Genomic DNA, 22790 nt, shown 5'->3' on the forward strand with positions numbered 1-22790 from the left:
TGAACCAGGGGCGCTTCGGGGCACGTATCCGGCACCGAGCAGCGCACGGCAGCGCAGGGGGAAGGACGACTGATGGACTGGTTCTGGTGGGTGCTCATCCTCTTCTGGACAGGCGGCTTCGCATGGGCCGCCGATACTGTCCGTACCGCGTTGCGCAACCGGCATGAGCGCAGGCTCGAGCTGCTGGCGGCGGCGAAACAGGAACGGCTGGCTCTCGAGGAGGCGCACAAGTCGCCGGAGCCGGTGTGCGGTTGTGCACACCATCTTGCCAAGCACGACAAGCAGGGCAGGTGCCACGAGCGCGTCGAGGTGCCGACCGCCTGGGACGAGAACAAGAAGCCGCTGCGCTTCGAAGCGGGACAGTGCAACTGCCAGCAGTATGTGGGGCCGCAGCCGCTGTCACAGGTGTACGCGGAGGAGCTGACGGACCGCTGGTCCGATACGGCGACCGCCGGGGGCGGCGATCACCACGTCCGGGAGGGCACTTGACGGTCACCCGCCGACGGAGGGGTGGTGGGGCCGGTGGCCGTGCCACCCCTCTGGCGTTGCCTGGTCAGGTCTGCTGTCTTCGGCCCATTTCCGCGGCGAAGGAGACCGGATCGGTGTCGAACCCGCGGAGCGCTTCGCGGAGCTCCCATCCACCGGAGTCGTCACGGGTGAACTCCACGACGGTCGCCGCGGTGGATCCTCCCACCTGTGCGAAGTCGTCTGTCACCAGCTTCGTGTAGCCCTCGACGACGAGTACTTCGGTGTTCGTTATGTCGGCGAAGGTCCTGCGGCCGCCGCGTTGGTGAATGGCCACGCCCACCACCACGCGCGCGTAAGAGAGAGCCAGCCGATCGAGCTCCAGGGTCATGACCTCGACGAAGCCGAAGCCCTGACCGGTCTGGCTGTGTCGGCTCAGATTGATGGTGCCGTCCGGCGACCGGCTGTCGAAGTGGACGACATAGGAGGGCTGTCCGTATGGATCCTCCTCTGTATAGGTCGTGGCGATGATGTCGAGATGATGAGGCGGCCGGCCCCAGGGGCTCGGGTCCCATCGGAGCTTCACCTCGACCTTCCTGAGTCTGTTGCTGACGCTGCTCACCGGACTCTCCTCCCGAACTGGGCCGCGGAACGTGTTCTGTACTACGGCTATGGCTATCTGCCCGCCTGCGGTCCGCTTCCCACCCATGGAGCACTCATGAGGACCCCGTCACACGGAACCACGAAGACGCCAGGCACACTCTGGGTGTTGCAGTCCGATTGACAGAAGGATGACTAACGCATGATCACGCTCACGAAGGAAGACGGTCCGGCAGATCTGGGCGGAGTGACGCATCTGTCCATAGGTGCGTCATGGGATCCCACTGCCGGCAGCAGCGGCGGTGTCATGGGCCGGCTCCGCCGAAAAACCGGTACGGACCTGGACCTGATCGCCATCGCCATGCACGACGGGGACCCGGTGCGCCTGGCCGGCCTCGACTCGCTGGACCCCCTGGGCAACGGCTCCCTGGTGCACAGCGGCGACAACCAGACCGGACACGGGGACGGCGACGACGAGACCGTCACGGTCGAGTTCGCGCGTATCCCGGGCAACATCACGTCGATCGTGTTCGTCGCCGCAGCTTTCAAGAAGGGCAGCTCCTTCCAGAAGGCGCGCAACATCAGCTTCAAGGTCTACGACGCGACCGGAGGAAGTTCTCAGCAGGTTGCCGACATCTGGCCCAGCATGCTCACCCAGGACAACGGCTGTGCCGTGGCCAAGGCCGCGCGGGTGGGCGACACGTGGAAACTCGAAGTGATCAACGTGACGGGGAAGATCAAGCAGGGTGACGAGCATGCCCTGATGCGCTTCGCTGTCAGCAAGTAGTACGTTCCTGGAGCACGGCATCCGAACGGCAGGGCCCCAGGGACATGTCCCGCGCCGCTGGTTGCCCGCGTCGCGCGACACCGGCGGCAGCCATGGGCGTCCGCGCGTTGCCGCTGTTGCGGTACGACGGCAGGCGGGCCTCGTAGAGCGATCCCCGCGGGCGGATTCAGGCCGTGTCCAGAGCCGGGCAGTTTCTCTGCACTGCTCTCGGACAGTTGGGGCCGTTCGATATCAGCCCGCGTGCCCGGCCCCGCCAGGCGTGAGGAGCCTTTGTGCGGGATGCGGTCCTGGTCGGGCCACCCCAGTGACGAGGCGAGGCGGGCGTGTGGGTGGGCTGTGTTGAACCGCGTAGGTACGGGGGGTTGTTGTGAGCCGGGTGCTCTATAGCGAGCGGTCGTGGAATCCGCTGGCGCGGATCGTGGAGTTGACCGAGGACCGGCTGCGGAGTGGCGGCAGGACCATGCCGTCGAGTGAGCTGAACCTCGGTGCCATGGCTGAGGCGTTCCAGCGCGGGTGCTGGCTCGGGGGCGGCGGGGCGGAGCGCCCGCTGGAGCGGCTGGCGGACGGGCCCGGGGTCGTCCCGGTGACCCGAGTCACCGGCACCGCGACGCCGGTGAGGGTGCGGCAGGCTGCCGAGTTCGCACGCAAGCTGGGGGAGTTGGCGGTACGGCAGTGTGGCGGGCCCGAGCAGGTGGCCGCCCTGGCGGCCCAAGCCCGGGCCGAGGGCGTACCGCTGTGGATCGCGCGGCGGTTCGCGCCGGGGCCCGCCGGGCCCATCGCCGTCGTCGTGGACCGGCGTCTGGTGCGCGTGGACGTGTGGGGGCCACACGCTCCCGTTGTAGGGATCCGGGCGCCACACGGCTTCTACCGCGACGCCACCGACCCGTCCAAGGGCCTGTGTCTGACCGTCGGCGACGTGGCGGCGGAGCTCGCACTCAAGAAGAAGCTGCGTAAGTCCAAGAGTTCCGTGGAGGTGCGCCTGGCCGGGCGGCACTGGGTGCTGCGGCGGGAGAACGCGGTGAGTTCGTGGCTGCTGTGCGACGAACGGCGTGTCGCCCTGCTGACGCGTCCCCCGCGCCGGCCGGTACCCCAGCCGGGCACGGTACTGCTGCCGCTGGTTCCTGTGCGGTACGAGAGCCCCGACCCGCTGGATGCCGTCATGGCGCAGGTCTTCGCTGTCGCCTTCGGGCTAGGGGACACGACGGGCTTGGCACGGTTCCCGTCGCAGCGTCGCACGGTGAACGGGGGTGAGCCGATCGCCGCCGACGAAGGGTGGGACCGTCCGTGGTTCAGCAACCTCGGGCACGGCAGCGACGACAACGAGCACGGCGGCGGCGACGGCTGGGGGGCGGACGGCGGGGACGCCGGTGGGGGCGATGGCGGAGGTGACGGCGGGGGCGGCGACGATGGAGGCGGCGATTAGGCAGCGGTCCCCGCCGAAGGCGCAGGCCGCCGCGGCGCCCATAAGCCGACGGCGGCGGTCAGGTGGTTCGAGTCCCACCCGCCCCACCACGGCTCGTGGCGCAGCTCAGGTCGTATCCGAGTTGCGAGCCACTCGACCGACCCCGTGCGACGGACGGCCGGTCCGCCCGGGGCCGGGGCCCAGCTTCGCGATCAGAGCGGCGAGCTCGCCGGGCGACCAGGCGTCCGCCGCGCCGGGACGGCGGGCGAGATAGCGCGCCACGGCCGGCGCGTCCCGGACCCCGTCCGTGAGCAGCCCGCGGGCCAGATGCAGCAGATACGGGCCCGAGGGCTTGGTCAGGGGCACCTCCGACAGACGCCACGGCGCGGTGAACGTGAGCACCGGGACGGCGTCGAGATGTCCGAGGAGCACCAGGGTCTCGTAGCGGCCCGGACCCAGCACCGACCTGCCGTCGGCGAGCACCTCCGCGAAGTCGAGGTCCGCTCCCGGGGGTTCGTACATCTCCTGGGTGGCGATGTCGGAGAACTGCCCCGCGGTGATGAGGTGCGCGCGGCCCCAGACGGCGCCGTCGGCAGCCGCGTCGTAGAAGGCCCGGCCGCCGCGCCAGACGGGCGACTCGGTGGCGAAGTACATCAGGCCCGGAAACTCGATCGCCTCCGAGCGCAGCGGCGGGCGCGGGTCGCGGCAGCCGGGGTAGGTCCGCGCGGCGTCGGGCGGTCTGCCGCCGCGGAGGTAGTACCGCAGCCGGGCGGCGTCCATGTTCGAGCCGTACGACGCGTACCAGATCCGGCCCGGGGGACGCGGCCGCCCGGGCGGTGCGTGGGTGAGGCGGTGGACGGTGGCCACGGACGGCTCCGCTGCGTTCGGTCGGCGACGGTCGGGGGCGTACCTCCATGGGTACCACCGCCGACCGGGTGCGCGCGGCGCATCCGGCCGGCCGGCGGGTGGGTCAGGCCTGGGGCTCGATGATGTCGACCATCCAGGAGACGCCGAACCGGTCGGTGCACATGCCGAACGTGTCGCCCCACATCTGCTTCTCCAGCGGGACGCTCACCGTGCCGTCGGCGGAGAGCTTCTCCCAGTAGCCGCGGAGCTCGTCGGCGTCGTCGCCGCTGATGCTCACGGAGTGGTTGTTGCCGGGCTTGTACTCCATGCCGGGCGGGGTGTCGGCTCCCATCAGGGTGAAGCCTCGGTCGGTCTCGAGCATGCCGTGCATGATCTTGTCCGCCTCGCCGGGCGCCTGTCCGCCGAAATCACCGAAGGTGTTCAGTCGCAGGTTGCCGCCGAGGACGTTCTTGTAGAACTCCAGGGCCTCGCGGGCGTTGCCGTCGAAGCTGATGTAGGGATTCAGGCGAGATGCCATGATCTGATCCTTTTGTTCTGTGGACCGGTTCCCGCAGGGTAAATGCCCGGGCCTCGCTCATCCGCGCCGCACACGCGGCCACGGGCGGACGGGTCCGGCGACTTCGTCAACCGGGGTCGTCGCAATGCTTCTGCATTGTTGTACTTACTCGAGTTCCAGAAAGCGTTGTCCTCGCCCGGAAGATGTCTTGACCGGCACCTCATGAATGGTCGGAGTTCAGGAACTCTTGTTAGTCGCAGGCGAGTTGTGCAAGGGTGAGCCGTCTCACAACCGAACAAGCGCTGCTCGGATCAGCTGTTCGAATTTCCTTGCGGTGGTCAACTCCAAAAGAGTGCCGAACCGCCCGCTCGAAGGTATGTACCAACCCGGCGCACTCCTTTCGGCCGTACACAGCAACCCCCCACCGCTTTGTCATGGATGGAAAGACGTCGATGCAACATGCCCGCACGCCAGGAAACTCGCCCTCGCCGCAGCCCGGCCGCGCCGCCGGCGTCTCCGACGTGGAACTCGCCGGCGCCGTACAGGCAGGTGACGGGGCCCAGGAAGTCCAGCCCGTGGCCACACTGCTCGCCCGGCACTGGCAGCCCGTGTTCGAGTACGCCTCCATATGCTCGGCGTCGAACAGAACCGCCTCCATGCTGACCGCCGCCGCTTTCGCGCAGTTGCTGGAGAATCTGGCACGCAACGGCGCCGCGGGCGCCCTGCGGCCCCATCTCCTGGTGACCACCCGTCATATCGCCAGGGCCTGGGCGGGCGACCAGCGGGTCGCGGCGGTGGTGACCGGTCTGCTCAATCCGGAAGGCCCGCAGGAGAATAGGCAGTTGGTCTCGCGCGCTTTCCACGCAATGCAGCCGGCCGCCCAGGTTCTGCTCTGGCACGCGGAGGTCGAGGCGGAGGGCATTTCCATACCGTCTGGTTTGCTGGGAATTGATCCCCGCGCCGCCTCCGGTCAACTCGGACAGGCGCGCGAACAGTTCCGGCAGACCTGTGTACGGGTCCACCGGGAGTACGCGCCGACCGCCGAGTGCCGGCACTACAACCGTCTGCTCGACATCTCGCTGCGCCGCGGCGGAGCGCTGATCCCCGACATCCAGGTGCATCTCTCCGAGTGCGCGTACTGCCGGTACGCCGCCGACCAGCTCCGGCAGGCCGACGGGCGGCTCGGCGTGCTGCTCGCGGAGGCGCTCCTCGGCGGCGCGGCCCAGCGGTACCTCGACTCGCGCCCCGGGCGGCGGCGCAAGGCCCGCGCCCAGGGCGGGGCCGCCCTCGGGACCGGGACCCCGCGCGGCGGTGGCCGGCACTCGCGCGGCACCGGCCCCCGGTCTCTGCGCGGCCTGGCCCTGCGGGGCCGGCGCATGGCAGCCGTCGGCATCGCGCCCGGAGCGCTCGCCGTCGGGGCCGCGGCCGCGGCGGCCGGACTTCTCGTCATCACGCTCGCGTCGGCGCTCTGGCCGCAGGACGAGAACCACGTCGGCTCCGTCGTCCCCAGCGGCGCGGTCACGGGCACCGCGCCCCCCGCCTCCGACGCCGGGACGTCCGCCCCGCCGGCCGCCGAGCCACGGCCGTCCGCCACCTCGGCCAACCTCCCGGCCCAGCCGCTGAACACCCGGCTCCGCAACATCGAGGCCGGCCTGTGCCTCGACATCGCCGACCGCGAGCCGACGGCCGGCTCCGAGGCGACCATGGCGACCTGCTCCTCGGCGCCCACCCAGCAGTGGGTGTACGAGACCGACGGCCGGCTGCGCAGCTCGGCAGCGCCCGCGCTCTGCCTGAACTCCCACGGGCTCGACGGCATCGTCGTCCTGGACGGCTGCACGAGCCGCACCGCTCCCGACGCCGTGGACGTCCGTTACGACCTGACCATCCAGGGGCAGGTGATCCCGCGGTGGAACGAAGGGCTGGCCCTGATGCCCGTGTCGACCGAGCCGGGCACCTCCGTGGTGGTCAAGGTCCGCGACGAGTCGCCCGCCCAGGTCTGGCAGACGGGCCCCGCGCCCGGCGTGCAGCGGCAGCAGTCGGGCGCCCACGGGACCGCGCCGTACGCGGAGGAGGTCAGCGTCCCGCGCGCGGACGTGGACGGATGTGTCCCGGAGACCTGCCCCGAGAGGCCGGACGCTCCCCGCGCCGGCGCGCCCGGCATCCCCGGCGGGCCTCCCGGCGATGTCGTGCCCGGCGCCACGCGCGAGGGGAGGCCGGAGGACGTGGCCGACGGCAGTCCGCGCCTGGCCGACGACACGCCGCCCGGCCCCGGGCCCGACGCCCAGCACAGCCGTCCGCCGGTGGTGACCGCCGTCGTGGGCCGGACGCTGATCGGCGCGCCCCATGAGCCCACCGTCCAGAAGTCTCAGCGGCCTCAGCCGTCCCGGGGTGACCGGGGGACCCGGCAGAGCGACGAGCCCCGGCCGCCGCGGTGACGCCGGCCGGCCCCGGGCGGCCGGTCAGACGAACTCGGGCTGCTCACCGGCGGTCGTGGCGGGGTCGATGACGGAGAACGCGGCCCCCTGCGGGTCCACGACCGACGCGTACCGTCCGTACGGGCTGTCCAGGGGCCCCCGCCGCACCGTGCCGCCCAGCTCGGTGACCTTGGTGACCGCCGCGTCGCAGTCCGCCACACCGAAGTAGACGTTCATGTAGGGATGGACGTCGGACGGGAACTCGTCCGTCATGCGCAGCCGTCCCGCGACCGGCTCGCCGCCGAGGTGCCAGAGGCTGAAGTCGACGGACTCGTGCCGCATCCGCTTCGCCTCGTAGCCGAAGACGGCGGGGAAGAAGTGGTCCGCCCTCTCCACGTCCCTGGTGGTGACCTCCGCCCAGCAGTACGCACCGGGCCCGCCGGTCGTGCCGAAGCCGGCGTGGCTGCCCGGCTGCCACACGCTGAAGAACACCCCGCTGGGGTCCTCCGCCGTGACCATGGTGCCGAAGGAGCCGACCGGCATCGGATCCATCAGGAGCGCGCCGCCGTTGTCCTGGATCCGCCCGGCGGTGGCCGCCACGTCGTCGGAGGCGAGGTAGAGGTTCCAGGCAGGCGGCCCGCCGGTCCCGGGCATCCGCGGCACAAGGGCGGCCGCGGCCCGGTCGTCGGAGAACGCCTGTGTGTAGCCGCCGAACTCCGGCGAGCCCTCGTCGAAGGTCCAGCCGAGCAGCTCGCCGTAGAACCGCTTCGCGGCCTCCACGTCGGGGAACATCGCATCGGCCCAGCAGGGCGTTCCTTCGGGGTGCGCTGCCATCGTCTCCCAGCCTTCCTGCGAGTCGGTCTCTCCTTGGCACGCTAGGCGCACGGGCACCCCGCCGCCCGTCAGACGCGGCGGCAGGGGCCGCGCAAGGGGCGCGTGCGGGAGGCGGCCATGGCAGCGAGGCCCTGGTGCGGCAGCAAATCACCGGTACGGGGGGTGTGAACCCGCCCGCCGGCAAAGGGGAGGCCCGGTACGGCTGACATACCGGGCCTCCCGCCGCTAGTCGGCCCCTACGATGCCCCGTACAACGCCCAGTTCCACCAGGTCCTGCGGTCGCAGCCGCAACTGGTCGGCGGTGTGCGGCACCTGGTCGGGGGAGCGCTTCAGTATCGCGGCGGCGAGCTCGGGCGCGATGACGGAGAAGTAACTGTCCGGTGTGGCCCAGGTGTTGCCCGGCGCGGCGAGCGCCAGCGCCCCTCCCGAGCCACCCTCACCGATGAGCAGGCTGGTCAGCGGCGTCCGCGCGGCGGCGACGGCCCCGAACAGCTCGGCGATCGCGGCGCCCGCGCCCGAGCGCTCGGCGTCCGCGCCGTTGGCGGCGCCGGGCGTGTCGATGAGCGTCAGCACGGGCAGTCCCAACCGGTCGGCGAGCCGGACCACGCGGGCCGCCGTACGGTATCCGGCGGGCGTCGTCGCCGTCCCGCACTGCGCGGCGTACGCCACCGGCCGTCCGTCCCTGAGGCCGACCCCGCACAGCATCCCGGGGTCGTCGCCGCCGCACCGGTCGCCGCGCAGCGGCTCGCGCCGTGCGAAGTGGTCGTCGAGATACGCGCGGGCCCGCGGCCGATCCGCCGCGCGGGCCTGCCGCACGGCGTCCCACCCGTCCCGCGGCAGCGCCCCGCGCGTCCCCAGCGCCCGCGGCGGCGCCACAGCCTCCGGACGACTCCCCTCGGCGGCCGCGCCGAACGCCGTCACCCAGAACGCCAGAGTGTCGCGCAGCGCCTCCGGCGGGACGACCGCGTCGATCTGGCCCGCGGCCAGCTGGCCCTCGGCCGTGTACGCGGCCGGGTCCGCGTCCGCCGGGCGTACGCGGGACCCGGCGAAGCCGACCTGGGCGCCGGGCAGGGCCAGGACGACGTCCGCGCCCGCGCCGAGGGTGGCCCAGCCGCCGCCCGTGGTCGGGTCGCGCAGCACCGCGATGTGCGCGACCCGTGCCTCGCGCAGCAGCGCGGACGCGCGCGCCACCCGTTGCAGCTGGGACAGCGCGACCATGCCCTCCTGCATCCGGCTGCCGCCCGTCGCGATCAGCGAGACGAGCGGCAGCCGGTGCTCACGGGCCAGCGTGTACGCGGCCTCCAGCCGGTCCCCGGCGCGTTCGCTCAGCGAGCCGCCGAGGAAGCCGAACTCGAAGGAGATCAGCACACACGCGGTGCCGCCGACCGTGGCCGTGCCGTACACGACGGATTCCGCGGAGCCCGTCCGGCGCGACGCGCGGGCCCGCTGGGCGCCGTAGCCCTCCCAGCCGATGGGGCCGTCGCCGGTGCCGGGCACCTCGGCCGGCTCCTGCTCGGCGAAGGTGTCGCAGACCGCGGCGACCGCCTCGCGGGCGGACAGGCGCTCAGCCATGGAGGGCCCGCTTCATGACCTTGCCCATGTCGTTGCGCGGCAGAACGTCCAGGAACCGGACCGTCCGCGGCCGCTTGTGCGGCGCGAGCTGGGCCGCGACATGCTCCGCCAGTTCCTCCGCGGACGGTGGCGTCTGCGGATCGGCGGCCACGATCCAGGCGACCACGCGCTCGCCCAGGTCCGCGTCCGGCTCACCCGTCACGGCGGCCTCGCGGACGGCGGGGTGGTCGAGGAGCACGTTCTCGATCTCACCCGCCCCGATCTTGTAGCCGCCGCTCTTGATCAGGTCGGTGGCCTTCCTGCCGACGATGCGGACATGGCCGTCCGGCTCGCGCACGGCCATGTCGCCGGTCCGGAACCAGTCCCCGTCGAAAGCCGCGGCCGTCGCGTCGGGGCGGTTCAGATACTCCGTGAACAGGTGGTCGCCGCGCACCTGGATCTCGCCGATCGTCTCGCCGTCGCGGACGGTGATCTCGGTGCCGTCCTCCTCGACGAGCCGCAGCGAGACCCCTGGCAGCGGCACGCCGACGGTCCCCGGGCGGGCCTCGCCGTCGACGCGGACGCTGGTGTTCATCAGGGTCTCGGTCATGCCGTACCGCTCGACGACCCGGCGCCCGGTCGCCGCGGCGATGCGCTCGTGGTCGGGCAGCGGCAGGGCGGCCGAGCCGGACACCAGCAGCCGCGCCCCGGTCAGCGCCTTCGTCAATTCGGCGTCGCCGTCCAGCGCTTCGGCCAGCCGGTGGTACATCGTGGGCACCCCGAAGAGCATCGTGCCGCCGGCTCCCAGCTCCCGCGCCACGCCCTCCGGGGAGAAGCGGCCCAGGTGGCGCATCTCGCCGCCGCGGCGCAGCGGGCCGAGGACCCCGAGGATCAGTCCGTGCACATGGAACAGCGGCAGGCCGTGCACCAGTACGTCGTCACCGCTCCACTGCCAGGCGTCCTGCAGCGCGTCGAGTGTGGTGGCGACCGCTCGGCGCGGCAGCACCGCGCCCTTGGGCGGGCCGGTGGTGCCCGAGGTGTAGACGATCAGCGCGGGGTCGCCCGCCGCCGCCTCCGGCGGCAGTTCACCGGCGGAGCCGGTCACGGGGACGTCGACGCGCTCCAACGCACCCAGTGCCGCGGGCAGTTCGTCGCCCGGCCCGGCGAGCACCACGGTCGGCGCGCTGTCGGCGACGATGTGCGCCAGCTCCCGCTCGCCGGTCCTCGGGTTCAGCGGCACCACCGGTACGCCGGCCAGCAGGGCGGCCACCGCGCCGACCGCGGTCTCCAGCGTCGGAGTGGCCCACAGTGCCACCCGGCCCGCCCCGGCGATCCGCAGTGCCAGGGCGCCGGCCGCGCCGCGCAGCTGCCCGTAGGTCAGGGACCGTTCCCCGAAGCGGAGGGCGACCCGGTCGGCGCCGGGGGCCGTGGGCGTCAGCGCTGGGAAGAGGGAACTCACTCGTCGACCTCCTGGTGGTCTGGCGTGCCGTGCTCGGCCGGGTCTCCCGCGGCCGTCATTGTCTCCCCCTTGCGGTGGAGCCGCCGTGGCGGACGTCTCCTTCCGGTGAACGATGTGCCGGATCGGGCGGACGCGGAAGGATCAGGGCCACGGGGGAGCACGGGGGAGAGCCACGGCCCGGCCGGCCGTCCACGGGGGAGGACGGCCGGGCCGCGGCCCCGGCACCGGGTCCTACGGCAGCGGCAGCGCGGCCTTCACCGCGTACACGGCGACCCGTCGGTAGCACGCGCGGAACGTCCACGCGCGTGCCCCGTCCGAGATGCGGGCCCCGGCGGGCCGGCCGCCACCCGCGAGTGCTGCCACACGAACGAGGCGACGAACACGCCGGCGACGAAGACCGTCCCGGCCGCGCCGCCGCTGAGGGCGGCCGCTGGGCGGTGGCGAGCGCGGCGACGTGCAGGGCCGTCGTCGGATCGACGAGGGCGAGCGCGGCGAACCGCGCGAACACCCGCGCGAGGCTTACGCGCCGGACCCGTCCAGCGCGTGGTACCAGGTCACCGTGGTGCCCTGCTCGCCGTCGTCGGCCACGCCGTCGTCCGTGACCGTGAGCCGTACGCCCTGCTGCCCGCCCGGCAGCCGCACCGTCGCGTCGACGTCCACGTCGATCGACGAGACGCCGCTGTGGCGGTGGGCGGCGGCCAGGGCGCCGCGCAGGGCGGCGATCAGTTCGCGGTCCACGGGTTCGCGCACCAGCGTGTCGACGGCCCCCTTGAAGTGCACGGACGGCGAGAAGCCGAGCGGCACGGCGGCGCCCCGGGTCTCGTACAGCACCCGGCCCCGGAAGGTGGTCGGCGCGTCGGCGGGCGGCTGCTGGAGGGCGAAGATCGTCGTCCGCACCTCCTGGATGGTCGAGTCGAGCTCGTCGACGGCCCGGCCCAGCAGCTCGTCCGTCTCCCCGGCCCCCGCCTTCCTGCGGGTCGACTCCAGCATCATCTCGGTGGCGAACAGCCGCTGGACGACCAGGTCGTGCAGGTCCCGGGCGATCCGGTCGCGGTCCTCGTAGACGGCGAGCCGCTCGCGGTTGTGCCGGGCATCCGCGAGGACCAGCGCCGGGGCGGCCTGCGAGGCGAACTGCGTGGCCAGCAGCCGTTCCAGCGCCGTGTAGGGGCGGCCGCCGCGCCGCCGCGGCAGAGCGAGGGTACCGATCAGCCGGCCGCCGCTCTGCAGCGGCAGCATCATGCTCGGCCCGAAGCGGCCGCGGACATGCGTGGTCATCCGGGGATCGGTCGCCGAGTCCTCGATGAACACCGGTTCGCCGCCGAGGAGCTGGACGAGCACCGGGGAGCCGGGCCGGATCGTCGTGCCGACGATGTCCCCGGGGTCATCCGGCGTGGAGGCCGCGACGATCTCCATGCCCCCCTCGGGGGTCGGCTGGAGCACCACACCCGCCGAGGCGTCGGCGAGGACACGAGCCTGCTCCGCCACGGTCATCAGCGCGTCGTCGGCGCTCCCGCCGGAGAGCAGCGCCGTGGTGACCGCCGCGGCGCCCTCGATCCAGCGTTCGCGCTGCCGGGCGGTCTCGTACAGCCGGGCGTTGCCGATCGCGATGCCGGCCTGCGCGGCGAGCACCCGCAGCAGCGCCAGGTCCTCCTCGGTGAAGCGCCTGCCCGGCCCGGAGGTCAGCCGCAGGTCGCCGAAGACCTCGGAGTCCACCCGGACCGGGAGACGCAGCGGCTCGGCGGGACTTGCGGACGGCGTCTCGCTGCCGGTGGGGAGGGTGCCGGCCGGTTGCCGCCCCGCCGTGAACTCTTCGGTGACGCGGCCGAGCTCGGGGTCGACGACGCCGAGCGCGGCGTACCGGGCGCCGGTCAGTTCGGCGGCGGTGTCCACGAGCCGCTGGAGGGTGGTCCGCAGACCGAGGTCGGTGCCGACGTCGAGCACGGCCTCGAGGAGCGCGGCGAGCCGGGGCGAACCGGTCGCCCGCCCGGCGGCGCCGCCCGAGACCTCGACGGCGTCCGGGTCGTCCGAGGCGTCCGTACCGGGCGGGCTCTGCGGATCGGGTGGGCCGGGCGGGGCGCCGTTCGCCACGGTCAGTCGGCCTCTGCCAGCGGGTCGAGGACCAGGGGCTGGATCCGGCCCTCGAGCATCGCGCCGAGGCCCTGCACCGTGCAGGTGTCCGGCCGTTCCGCGATGGTGACCGTCATCCCGGTCGCGTTGTGCAGCATCTGGTCGAGGCCCGGCAGCAGCGCGCTGCCGCCGACCATCATGATGCCGCGGTCGACGAGGTCGGCGACCAGGTCCGGCGGGCAGTCGCGGAGGACCTTGCCGATCCCGTCGAGCACCGAGGTGAGCGGGGTGTGGATCGCCTCCCGTACGGCCGCGGTGTCGACGCGGACGGAGCGGGCGAGGCCGGTGGCGACGTCACGGCCGTGGATCTCGGTCGACGACGGTCCCTGGGGGGTGAGGCCGTTGCCGTGCAGGGCCAGCTGGAGCGGGCGTACGGACTGGCTGGGCAGCATCAGCTCGTGACGGTGGCGCAGATGCTGGATCACCGCGTGGTCGATGGCGTTGCCGCCGATGGGGATACGGGTCGCGGTGACGATCGCGCCGAGGGACAGCACCGCGATCTGCGTGGTCGCGGCCCCGCACACCATGATCATGGTCGCGCTGGGCTGTTCCACCGGCAGGCCGCAGCCGACGGCCGCCGCGATGAGGGTGTCCACCAGCTCGACCCGGCGGGCGCCGAGCCCGACCAGCGTCTCCACGGTGGCGCGCTGCGCGAGCGGGTCGCTGTCGTGCGGGGTGCTCGCCGCCGCGCGGAGCCGGGGCTTGCGACGCAGCTGGCGGCGGAGCTTCTCGCCCAGCAGATGACGCAGCATCCGCTGGGCCATCTCGATGTCGACGACGGTGCCGCCGGAGACGGGCCGGACGACGCGGATGTAGCCGGGGGTGCGGCCGGTCATCTTCTCGGCGAGCGTACCGACCGCGATCAGCGCTCCCGTCCGGGTGTTGACGGCGGCCACGCTCGGTTCGTCGACGACGAGGCCGACGCCCTTCACGAAGACGCGGGTTCTGGCGGCGCCCAGATCGACGGCCAGGTGGCAACGTCGCAACTGTTCAAGGCTGACGGTCACGGCAGATCCTCCCGAGTGCGGTACTTGTTCGCATCGTGCGATCACCGCGGGCGGTACGCGCGCTGGGCTGAGCTGGTCGGGGGTACGGAGCTGACGGGGCGACAGATCAGTCCGTGAGCCGTTGCAGCAGGCCCCAGGTGAACTCCGCGACGCGCACCTCACCGCCGGGCAGGGTGAACGCGAGCCGCCATCTGGTCGGTGCCGAGCCCTCCATGGGGCGGGCCGGCGGGAAGGCCCTCGCGACCTCCTCCACGGTGCACGACCAGGGCGTCAGGTCGTCCGCCGTGCGCAGTTCGGGGCCGGCCGCACCCGGGGCACGTACCAGCCACTCGTTCCACACGGCCCCGCCGCCGGTGGTGAGCACCTCGAAGCGCAGGTCCGGCCAGAGCGGTACGGGCCACAGCAGGGCGTCGCACTCCAGGTCGCCGATGCGCCGCCGGTGGACGGACGCGGGCGTGCCGAGTGCCGAGCGGTAGCGCGCCAGCGCCCCGCGCGACCGCGGCGCGCGGACCTTCGCCTGCCAGCGCCGATTGGCCTCGCGCATCTGGGCGATCGAGACGCCGAGCCGCTGCCGGGCGTCCTCGACGAGGCCGGGCTGGAAGTCGGCCATACGGCGCAGCAGCACCAGTTGGAAGTCGAGCGGTCCGAACGGGGCGTCAGCGGTCATGGCCGACATCCTGCCCGGTCGGCGGCGTGGACGACGGCGAGTCGCCTCGCCGTGGAGGAGAGCATTCCACACAGGATCTGCACAGAGAGACCCACCTCAGGCCCCCGGGCTGCGAATAGCCTGCGGGCGCCATGGATTACTGCCACCCGTGCGGAAGGCATCTCAACGGCGCCCTGGCCTGTGCCGGGTGCGGCACACCCGTCGAGGAGCTCCGTCGCCTCAGCCCCAGTGCCCCCGAGCCCGACCCTGTCCAGGACCTGGTCGTGACGCTCGAGCCGGCGAACAGCCCCGGGCCGCGCCGTTCGCGCCGGCAGACCGCGCCGCGCCGCAGATCCGCGGGCCGTCGTGGCCGCAAGCGGCGCGGGCGCAAGGTGCTGCTCGGGACGGTCGGCCTGGTGCTGGCGGCGGGTGCGCTGAGCCTGGCGGAGCTCGCCGTCGAAGGGTCCGGTGACGACGGCGCGGCGACGGCGGTCCGGGAGGACCCGGTCGCGGAGACGACGGAGCCGGAGCCGAGCGCCTCCGACGAGTCGCCGGAGGGCCCCGACCGGGTGAGCGAATCGGCCACCACGAAGTCCGGCTCGCCGCGACCGGGCAAGTCCCGCACGGCGGCCGGGGACGGCGAGGGCGGCAAGGGTACGGGCGGCGAGGGCGGCGAGGGCGGAGAGGGTGAGGGCGACGGCCCGGAGCCGTCGGATTCCCCGTCCGACGGTGACAGGTCCCCGTCGCCGTCCTCCTCGGGCGGCCCCGGCGCACCCGCCGAGCCCGGGGACTCGGAAGCCCCGGCGGACCCGGGCGGCGAGGACCCGCCACCGCCTCCGAAGCCCGAACCGGAGCCGGAACCGTCGGAAACGTGTGAGCGCTGGCTCTTCTGGTGCATTTAGCGCGGCGCTCGTGCATCCGGGCGCCGTAGCGGTCCGGGCCGGACGTCGGGCGGTCGTCCCGGTCAGGCGTCGGGCGCCGGCCCGGCCGGCGTCTCGCCGAGCATCCGTCTGAGCAGGTCCCGCAGCAGCCCGCGCTCGACCTCCGTCAGCTGCGCCAGCGGCTCGCGCGCGAAGTCCAGCGACTCGCGCAGCCGGCGAGCCGTGCTGCGGCCCTCCGGTGTGGCCGCGGCCAGCTTCACCCTGCGGTCGCCCGGGTCGGGGCGGCGCTCGACGAGGCCGCGCGCTTCGAGACGGTCCACTATCCCCGTGATGTTCGACGGCTCGCATCTGAGCTTCTTGGCTATGCGCCGCATCGGGGTGGGCTCCATGGACAGCAGTGCCAGCACCCGCGCCTGGGCCCCGGTGAGGGCGTGGTCGGCGGCCACCTGCTCGTACTCGGAGTGGTAGCGGGCCACGACGGCGCCGATGAGCTCGACGACCTCGAGGGTCAGGGGGTCTGTTCGCTGGGCGGCCATGCGTACCAGGGTACCCCGATACTTGACATCCTTAAATATTCAGGCGCATGGTTGTTTCAGGTAATGAAGCTTTTCTAGGAGGCACGCAGCATGTCCGCACTCCCCGCGTCCGGCCGTGAATGGCACCTTGTCGCCCGTCCGCACGGCTGGCCCAAGGCCGAGGACTTCGCACTGCGGGAGGCGCCCGTCGCCGAACCGGCGGAAGGCCGCGTCCTCGTGCGCAACCTGCACTTCTCCGTGGACCCCTACATGAGGGGCCGGATGAACGACGTGAAGTCGTACGTGCCGCCGTTCCAGCTCGACAGGCCCATGGACGGCGGTGCGGTCGGCGAGGTGATCGCGTCGAACGCGGAGGGCTTCGCCGTCGGTGACCACGTGCTGCACGGCCTCGGCTGGCGGGAGTACGCGGACGTGCCCGCGAAGCACGCGACCAAGGTCGACGCCTCGCTCGCCCCGCTCTCCGCCTACCTCGGCGTGCTCGGCATGACCGGCCTCACCGCCTACGCGGGCCTCTTCGAGGTCGCCTCCTTCAAGGAGGGCGACGCCGTGTTCGTCTCCGGCGCCGCGGGCGCCGTCGGCAGCCAGGTCGGCCAGATGGCGCGGATCAAGGGCGCCTCGCGGGTGATCGGCTCGGCCGGCTCGGACGAGAAGGTCAAGCTCCTCGTGGAGAAGTACGGCTTCGACGCCGCGTTCAACTACAAGAACGGGCCGGTCGCGGAACAGCTCAAGGAGGCCGCGCCCGACGGCATCGACGTCTACTTCGACAACGTCGGCGGCGAGCACCTCGAGGCCGCGATCTCCTCGTTCAACGTCGGCGGCCGCGCGACCATCTGCGGGATGATCGCCCAGTACAACACCACGGAGCCGACCCCCGCGCCGCGCAACCTGGCGCTCGTCATCGGCAAGCGCCTGCGGCTGCAGGGCATGCTGGTGAACGACCACTCCGCGCTCCAGCCGCAGTTCGTCCAGGACGTCGCCGGCTGGATCGCCTCCGGTGAGCTCGAGTACGACGAGACCGTCGTCGAGGGCATCGAGCGCGGGTACGACGCGTTCGCCGGACTGCTCCGGGGTGAGAACACCGGCAAGATGATCGTTTCTCTCGGCTGAGGGTTCACCCGTTAGGCTCTTGCCCAGCCGCCGCGATCGTGGGCGCGAGTCGCGGCGAACCAGCAGGAGGAAGACTTCATGTCGATCCAGCAGTCCGAGGTGCTCTACACCGCTGTCGCCACCGCGGAGAACGGCCGTGACGGCCGCGTCGCCACGGACGACGGCACCCTCGACTTCGTGGTGACGCCGCCCAAGTCCCTGGGCGGCAGTGGCGCCGGAACCAACCCGGAGCAGCTGTTCGCGGCCGGTTACAGCGCCTGCTTCCAGCAGGCCCTCGTCGTCGTCTCCCGCCAGGAGAAGGCCGACATCGCCGGCTCGGTGGTCACCGCGGAGGTCGGTCTCGGGAAGAACGACGACGGCTTCGGCCTCATCGTCAAGATCTCCGCGAGCATCCCGAACGTGGACGCCGCGACCGCCAGGGACCTGATCGAGAAGGCCCACCAGGTCTGCCCGTACTCCAAGGCGACCCGCGGCAACATCACGGTCGACCTCGCGGTCTGATATCCGCCGCGGCTGAGGGCCGCACCCCGGCCGGGGTGCGGCCCTCAGCGTGTCTCAGCGGCTCTCAGCGTGTCCCGGCGGGGCTCAACCGGCCAGCAGCGCCCGGCCGATCTGTGCGAAGACGCCCTTCGGGTGCGCACGGAAAAGCGGCTCCGTGCCGAACAGCGCCACCGGCGCGCCGGCCGCCGACGTGCCGGAGACGACCGAGGCGCGGCCCGCGGCGTCGCCCGGACCGCCGGTGCCGTCCGCCGCGGCCCGCCAGTGGCCCGACACCAGCGGGTCGCCCGTGCTGTACGACTGGTCCACCCGCACCCCGTCGCCGAGGGCCGTGAACCACAGCGGTGAGTAGACGAAGGTGTGCGCCGGGGCGCCGCCCGTGATGGCGCCGCCCGCGTTGGTCACCCGGACGACACCGTTGGCGTCCTCGTTGCCCGCCACCGCCGTGACGTCGAGCAGTGCCGCCGCCCTGTTGAACGCGGCGCCCCGCTCGCCGAGTCCGACCACCCCGGCGCCGCTGCTCTCGAACGCCGCGCGGGCGGCGGGCGTCAGCTTCGCGTGGTCCAGCCCGGAGGACACGTACAACACGTCGGCCCGCGTCCAGTCGAAGCCGGCGTTCAGCACGGCCGTCGAGACCGGCACCACGTCGAAGCCCATCTCGCGCAGCGCGAACAGCTCGCCCGCGGTGACGGCCGCCGCCACCCGGGTGCGCCGCAGCGCCGCCCCGCCCTGCTCCCCGGTGGCGTGGAAGGCCACGCCGAGCCGGTCCGCGAGCACGCCCGCACGGTCGCGCGCGGAGCCCGGGACGATCGCCGAGCCGTCGTCCGCGCGCCTGACCCGCACCCCCTGCTCCAGCAGCGAGTTGAGGGCGGCGATCTCCTTCGGGTCGTCCAGCCGCAGCCGCAGGTCGCCGTGCGGGGCGACGTACCCGGTGGGCGCGGCCGCCCGGACGGGCCGGGTGCGGACCCGCGGGGCGCCGGCGGTGACGGCGTCCACGTCCGCGCCCCACAGCAGGCCGAGGCTCCAGCCCGAGATGTCGTACATGGCTCCGACGTCGGCGCTGATGTCGCGGCCGTCCGCCAGGATCACGTTGGCCATACCGCGCTTGGGCTGGTGCATGTCGACGATGTACGACCCGGCGCGGTACGAGCGGCCGGCGAGCCGGAACGAGGTCACCGCCCGCTCCACCCGGACGTCGTTGGCGACCAGGTGGTCGACCAGCCGGGCCGCCGCGGGGGCCGACCGCTGGGACCGCCCGGTGGGGATCACATACGCCCTGGGGAACTCGGCGGTGTAGACGTCCTCGGGGCCGATGCCCGGCACCCCCGGGACGGTCTCCTCGGAGACCGGCCGCTGCGCCTCGCCGGCGGCGCCCCGCCGGAACGCCTCGATCTGATCGGCGATCAGCGACGCGCGGTGCCTGTGCGTGTGGTCGAGCGTCGCGCGCATCGCGGCGCCCGCGATGTCGGTGTTGATCGCCGCCCGGCGGCGCAGCTCCTCGACCGGCAGCGTGTTGTACGCGTTGTTGTTGACGGCCAGCGGGAACTCGATGGTGTGGGCGGCGACGGCGCCCTGGAAGGGCAGGTACTGCGGGGTGAAGATGGGCGGCCAGTCGTCCCAGCCCTCCTGCTGGTCCCGGAACGGGATCACGGCGGGCCGCACCCCGTCCTTCTCCGCCGTGTAGCCGAGGCCGTTGACGGCCTTCTCCATGCCGAGCGCGTTCGCGTACGCGTTCTTGAGGAACAGGTCGTACTCGTAGTTCTCGCCGTGCGGCGGGGTCGTCGGCTCGATCAGCGTGCCGTTGACGTAGCCGTGCAGGTCGAGCATGACGGCGGGCTGCTTGTCGATGGCGATCTGCCGGATCGCGCGGGTCTCCGGCTGGGTTGCGGTGATGAAGTCGCGGTTGAGGTCGAAGCCGCCGGCGTTGGCGCGGGTGCCCGCGACCCGGCCGTCCGGGTTGGCCGTGACATTGAGGTGGACGCGGGTCTTCGCGAGCAGGTCCGCCGTCCCGGCGTCGTCGGCCTTCGCCAGTTCCTCGATGAGTTCGAGGGCGGCGTCCGTGCCCTCCCACTCGTTGCCGTGGATGTTGTTGTTGATGAACACGGGGGTCTTGTACGCCGCCTTGATGCGCCGGTCGCGGGCGGCCGCGGCCGGGTCGTTCTCGATCCGCTCGCGCATCCGCTCCTGCTCGCGCGCCTGGCCCGCGCTCTCGGGCGCGGTGACGGTGACGAGATACAGCTCGCGCCCGCCCGCCGAGTGCCCGGCGATCTCCACGCTGACCCGGTCGCTCAGCTCCTGGAGGCCGTTGAGGCGGGGAGCGAGCGAGTGGTACGGGGCGAGACCCAGCTTTGTCGACTTGTCGGCCGGGTTCACCGGTGGTGGCTCGAGTTCGGTCCTGCGGGGATAGCCGCCCGGCCGGTCGAGCCGCGGCGTACGGGAACCGAGAGCCTCGGCGGCGGCGGAGAGCGGAGCTCCCGCCGCCGAGGACGCCTCCCCGGGAGCGGCCCGCTCCCTGACCGGGTGCGGCCGGTCCGCCGCCGGAGCCGCCGCGGCGCCGGGCAGCGGGGCGAGCAGCGTGCCGGCGAGCGCGGCGGCAAGAGTTGCGGTGATCAGTGCGGTTCTGGATGAGCCCATGCGGTTACGAGCCTCCGTTGTCGGAAGAAATCGCACGGCGGCCGCCGAGGACGCCCGCCGTGACGATCAGTACGCCGGGTCTACCGGTTCGGCCGCCGAACGACAAGAGGCACCCCGATAGGGTGTGCGTCATGCGTGATCTCGGCGTCGGCTTCGGCTACTTGATGAAGGGCCAGCGCTGGGTCGCCGGCCACGGCCGGTGGTTCGGCTTCGGTCTGCTGCCGGGTCTGGTGACCCTGGTGCTCTACGCGGCGGCGATCACCGGCCTGGTGTTCGGCGCCGACGACGTGACGGCCTGGGCGACACCGTTCGCCGACGACTGGTCCTCGCCGTGGCTCGGCATCTTCCGCGGCACGCTCACGGCGCTGCTGTTCGCCTTCGGACTGTTCCTCGCGGTCATCACCTTCACCGCCGTGACACTCCTGATCGGCCAGCCCTTCTACGAGAACCTCTCCGAGCAGGTCGACCGCTCGGAGGGCGGCGAGGTGCCGCACTCCGGACTGCCGCTCTGGCGTGAACTGTGGATCTCCGCACGGGACTCGCTGCGGGTCGTGCTGCGCGTCGTCTGCTACGGCGTCCTGCTCTTCGCCTGCGGCTTCATCCCCGTCCTCGGCCAGACCGTGGTCCCGGTGCTCGCCTTCTGCGTCTCCGGCTTCTTCCTCGCGGAGGAGCTGACGGCCGTGGCCCTCCAGCGGCGCGGCGTCGAACTCAAGGAACGGCTCGCCCTGCTGAAGGGCCGCCGGCTGCGCACGCTCGGGTTCGGCGTGCCGCTGACGCTGGCGTTCCTGGTGCCGTTCCTCGCGGTCTTCCTGATGCCGGGCGCGGTGGCCGGGGCGACGCTGATGGCCCGCGACCTGGTTCCGGCGGCTCCGGAGGGGGAGAGCGACGCGCAGCCGGCCCCGTACGGCTTCCGCAAGAGCGACCGGGCGTGATGTTCCGGCGCCGGACGAGGCGATAGAACCTTGTTCATGCCGAGCTTCGAGGTCACACCGATAGGTACGGTCAGGAACAACCGAACGGACGTGCAGCACACGGACAACTGGGGTGCCGTCCGCAGCACGATCACCGTCGACGAACGCTTCGGCGACGCGTGCCTCCAGGGTCTGGAGGGCTTCTCCCACGTGGAGGTCCTCTTCGTGTTCGACCAGTTCCCGGAACAGGACGACTACCGCGAACCCCGCCCGTACCGCGGCCGCTCCGACCTCCCGCCGGTCGGAGTCTTCGCCGGCCGCGGCCCCCGCAGACCGAACCGCATCGGGATGACGTGCTGCGCCGTCGCATCCGTCCGGGGCCGCGAACTGACGGTGGTGGGCCTCGACGCGGTCTCCGGCACCCCGGTCATCGACCTGAAGCCGGCGATGGCGGAGTTCCGCGCGGCGGACATCAAGCAGCCGGAATGGGTCAGCCGCACGATGTCGGAGTACTTCCAGCCGTAACCTGCCGCCCCCTGGCCGCTACGACAGCGATGCGGCGACCACGGACGCGGCCCGGGCGATCAGCCTGTCGTCATGGGCCGCGTCCTCCTCGGCGCGGTTCGACATGATCGCCATGACGATGGGGGCCCCGTCCGGCGGCCACACCACGGCGATGTCGTTGCGGGCGCCGTAGCCGCTGCCGGTTCCCGTCTTGTCGCCGACCACCCAGCCCTTCGGCACCCCGGCCCTGATGAGCGCGTCGCCGGTGGTGTTGGTCCGCAGCCAGGTGGTGAGCTGAGCCCGTTCGTCCTTGCCGAGGGCGTCGCCGAGGACGAACGCGCGCAGATCCGTGGCCAGCGCCCGGGGCGTGGTCGTGTCCCGCGTCTCGCCCGGCGCCCACCGGCTCAGTTCGGGCTCGCGACGCTCCACGCGCGTGACGTCGTCGCCCAGCTCCGCCAGCACGGCGTCCAGGCCCTTCGGGCCGCCGAGGGCGTCGAACAGCAGATTGGCCGCGGTGTTGTCGCTGTAGCGGACGGCGGCGTCGCACAGCTCGCGCAGCGTCATCCCCGTCCCGACGTTCTTCTCGGTCACGGGCGAGTGGGCGACCAGATCGTCACGGGAGTACGTGATCACCTCGTCCGTCCCGCTCAGCGAATAATCGCGCAGCACCGCACCGGCGGCCAGCGCCTTGAACGTGGAGGCGAAGGGGAACCGCTCGCCGTCGTGGTAGGCGATCTCGCGCCCGGTGCCGGTGTCGATCGCGTAGACGCCCAGCCGCGCGTCGAACTCCCGCTCCAGCTTCTTGAAGTCCCGGGTGACCGGCTTCGCCGCGGCGTCCGCCGTCGTGCCGGCGTCCGCGCTCGGGCTCGTCGACGCGGCGGGAGGTGAAGCCGCGCCGGGAGAGCCGCCCTGGCCGCAGGCCGCGAGCGGGACGAGGACGAGCGCGGCGAGCGCACCGAGAAGGGTGCGCCGGGAACGGGAATCGGGCATGGTCCAGACCTCCGGAGCGCCTGTCACGGCGCGTCAGCTGACGAAGCGGTACGGCCGTCCCGGCGCGTGGACGT

The 22790-nt window shown here is 72.7% G+C and carries 22 protein-coding genes; 9 read left to right on the plus strand and 13 right to left on the minus strand.

Features of this window, described 5'->3' with window-relative positions; all coding sequences use genetic code 11:
- Positions 1-72: 72 nt before the first annotated feature.
- Complete coding sequence (locus ACFYOP_RS02545; RefSeq protein WP_356890079.1) at positions 73-489, plus strand: hypothetical protein; 417 nt, start codon at positions 73-75, stop codon at positions 487-489.
- 64 nt (positions 490-553) lie between these two features.
- On the opposite strand, the gene ACFYOP_RS02550 is transcribed toward ACFYOP_RS02545, so the two are convergent.
- On the minus strand, positions 554-1087 hold the full coding sequence (locus ACFYOP_RS02550; protein WP_356890081.1) for a TerD family protein: 534 nt from the start codon (positions 1085-1087) through the stop codon (positions 554-556).
- 180 nt (positions 1088-1267) lie between these two features.
- On the opposite strand from ACFYOP_RS02550, the gene ACFYOP_RS02555 reads away from it, so the two are divergent.
- Together ACFYOP_RS02555 and ACFYOP_RS02560 are read left to right on the plus strand one after the other, a co-directional pair.
- Entirely contained in the window at positions 1268-1852 is a 585-nt protein-coding gene (locus tag ACFYOP_RS02555; RefSeq protein ID WP_356890083.1) for a TerD family protein, read from the plus strand.
- 376 nt (positions 1853-2228) lie between these two features.
- Entirely contained in the window at positions 2229-3275 is a 1047-nt protein-coding gene (locus ACFYOP_RS02560; protein ID WP_356890085.1) for a hypothetical protein, read from the plus strand.
- 105 nt (positions 3276-3380) lie between these two features.
- On the opposite strand, the gene ACFYOP_RS02565 is transcribed toward ACFYOP_RS02560, so the two are convergent.
- Both ACFYOP_RS02565 and ACFYOP_RS02570 read right to left on the minus strand, forming a co-directional pair.
- Positions 3381-4121, minus strand: a complete 741-nt coding sequence (locus ACFYOP_RS02565) for a histone deacetylase (RefSeq protein ID WP_356890087.1) — start codon at positions 4119-4121, stop codon at positions 3381-3383.
- Between the two features lie 103 nt (positions 4122-4224).
- A complete protein-coding gene (locus ACFYOP_RS02570; RefSeq protein WP_356890089.1) occupies positions 4225-4638 on the minus strand; it encodes a VOC family protein in 414 nt (137 codons plus the stop codon).
- A gap of 431 nt (positions 4639-5069) precedes the next feature.
- Here ACFYOP_RS02570 and ACFYOP_RS02575 point away from each other — a divergent pair, with 431 nt between their 5' ends.
- Complete coding sequence (locus tag ACFYOP_RS02575) at positions 5070-7052, plus strand: RICIN domain-containing protein (RefSeq protein WP_356890091.1); 1983 nt, start codon at positions 5070-5072, stop codon at positions 7050-7052.
- Positions 7053-7076: 24 nt separating this feature from the next.
- On the opposite strand, the gene ACFYOP_RS02580 is transcribed toward ACFYOP_RS02575, so the two are convergent.
- From ACFYOP_RS02580 to ACFYOP_RS02610, 7 genes are all read right to left on the minus strand, one after another.
- Positions 7077-7865 carry a VOC family protein gene (locus ACFYOP_RS02580; RefSeq protein ID WP_356890093.1) on the minus strand — a complete coding sequence of 263 codons (789 nt, stop codon included), beginning with the start codon at positions 7863-7865 and terminating at the stop codon, positions 7077-7079.
- Between the two features lie 225 nt (positions 7866-8090).
- Positions 8091-9437, minus strand: a complete 1347-nt coding sequence (locus tag ACFYOP_RS02585; RefSeq protein ID WP_356890095.1) for a carboxyl transferase domain-containing protein — start codon at positions 9435-9437, stop codon at positions 8091-8093.
- Positions 9430-10875, minus strand: coding sequence for an acyl-CoA synthetase (locus ACFYOP_RS02590; RefSeq protein ID WP_356890097.1), 1446 nt, complete (start codon positions 10873-10875; stop codon positions 9430-9432). Before ACFYOP_RS02590 ends, ACFYOP_RS02585 begins: the two co-directional genes overlap by 8 nt.
- 231 nt (positions 10876-11106) lie before the next feature.
- Entirely contained in the window at positions 11107-11238 is a 132-nt protein-coding gene (locus ACFYOP_RS02595) for a hypothetical protein (RefSeq protein ID WP_356890099.1), read from the minus strand.
- 156 nt (positions 11239-11394) lie between these two features.
- Positions 11395-12816, minus strand: a complete 1422-nt coding sequence (locus tag ACFYOP_RS02600; protein WP_356890267.1) for a GAF domain-containing protein — start codon at positions 12814-12816, stop codon at positions 11395-11397.
- A gap of 149 nt (positions 12817-12965) precedes the next feature.
- On the minus strand, positions 12966-14009 hold the full coding sequence (locus ACFYOP_RS02605; RefSeq protein ID WP_356890101.1) for a rod shape-determining protein: 1044 nt from the start codon (positions 14007-14009) through the stop codon (positions 12966-12968).
- A gap of 106 nt (positions 14010-14115) precedes the next feature.
- Positions 14116-14676, minus strand: coding sequence for a hypothetical protein (locus ACFYOP_RS02610; RefSeq protein WP_356890103.1), 561 nt, complete (start codon positions 14674-14676; stop codon positions 14116-14118).
- A gap of 263 nt (positions 14677-14939) precedes the next feature.
- Between ACFYOP_RS02610 and ACFYOP_RS02615 the strand changes: the two genes are divergently transcribed.
- Positions 14940-15557, plus strand: a complete 618-nt coding sequence (locus tag ACFYOP_RS02615; RefSeq protein ID WP_356890105.1) for a hypothetical protein — start codon at positions 14940-14942, stop codon at positions 15555-15557.
- A gap of 62 nt (positions 15558-15619) precedes the next feature.
- On the opposite strand, the gene ACFYOP_RS02620 is transcribed toward ACFYOP_RS02615, so the two are convergent.
- On the minus strand, positions 15620-16072 hold the full coding sequence (locus ACFYOP_RS02620) for a MarR family transcriptional regulator (RefSeq protein ID WP_356890107.1): 453 nt from the start codon (positions 16070-16072) through the stop codon (positions 15620-15622).
- A 90-nt stretch (positions 16073-16162) separates the two neighbouring features.
- On the opposite strand from ACFYOP_RS02620, the gene ACFYOP_RS02625 reads away from it, so the two are divergent.
- Positions 16163-17179 carry an NADP-dependent oxidoreductase gene (locus tag ACFYOP_RS02625; protein WP_356890109.1) on the plus strand — a complete coding sequence of 339 codons (1017 nt, stop codon included), beginning with the start codon at positions 16163-16165 and terminating at the stop codon, positions 17177-17179.
- Positions 17180-17257: 78 nt separating this feature from the next.
- Positions 17258-17680, plus strand: a complete 423-nt coding sequence (locus ACFYOP_RS02630) for an organic hydroperoxide resistance protein (RefSeq protein ID WP_356890111.1) — start codon at positions 17258-17260, stop codon at positions 17678-17680.
- A gap of 84 nt (positions 17681-17764) precedes the next feature.
- On the opposite strand, the gene ACFYOP_RS02635 is transcribed toward ACFYOP_RS02630, so the two are convergent.
- Positions 17765-20311 (minus strand): M14 family zinc carboxypeptidase, encoded by a 2547-nt coding sequence (locus tag ACFYOP_RS02635; protein WP_356890113.1) that lies wholly within the window; start codon positions 20309-20311, stop codon positions 17765-17767.
- 131 nt (positions 20312-20442) lie between these two features.
- Between ACFYOP_RS02635 and ACFYOP_RS02640 the strand changes: the two genes are divergently transcribed.
- Positions 20443-21243, plus strand: coding sequence for an EI24 domain-containing protein (locus ACFYOP_RS02640; RefSeq protein ID WP_356890115.1), 801 nt, complete (start codon positions 20443-20445; stop codon positions 21241-21243).
- Between the two features lie 36 nt (positions 21244-21279).
- Positions 21280-21747, plus strand: coding sequence for an SAM-dependent methyltransferase (locus ACFYOP_RS02645; protein WP_356890117.1), 468 nt, complete (start codon positions 21280-21282; stop codon positions 21745-21747).
- An 18-nt stretch (positions 21748-21765) separates the two neighbouring features.
- On the opposite strand, the gene bla is transcribed toward ACFYOP_RS02645, so the two are convergent.
- The gene (gene bla, locus ACFYOP_RS02650) at positions 21766-22716 is read right to left on the minus strand and encodes a class A beta-lactamase (RefSeq protein WP_356890119.1); all 951 of its coding nucleotides are present in this window, start codon (positions 22714-22716) and stop codon (positions 21766-21768) included.
- Between the last annotated feature and the right edge of the window lie 74 nt (positions 22717-22790).

This window comes from Streptomyces sp. NPDC006294 (assembly GCF_042870895.1).
Lineage (GTDB): Bacteria > Actinomycetota > Actinomycetes > Streptomycetales > Streptomycetaceae > Streptomyces.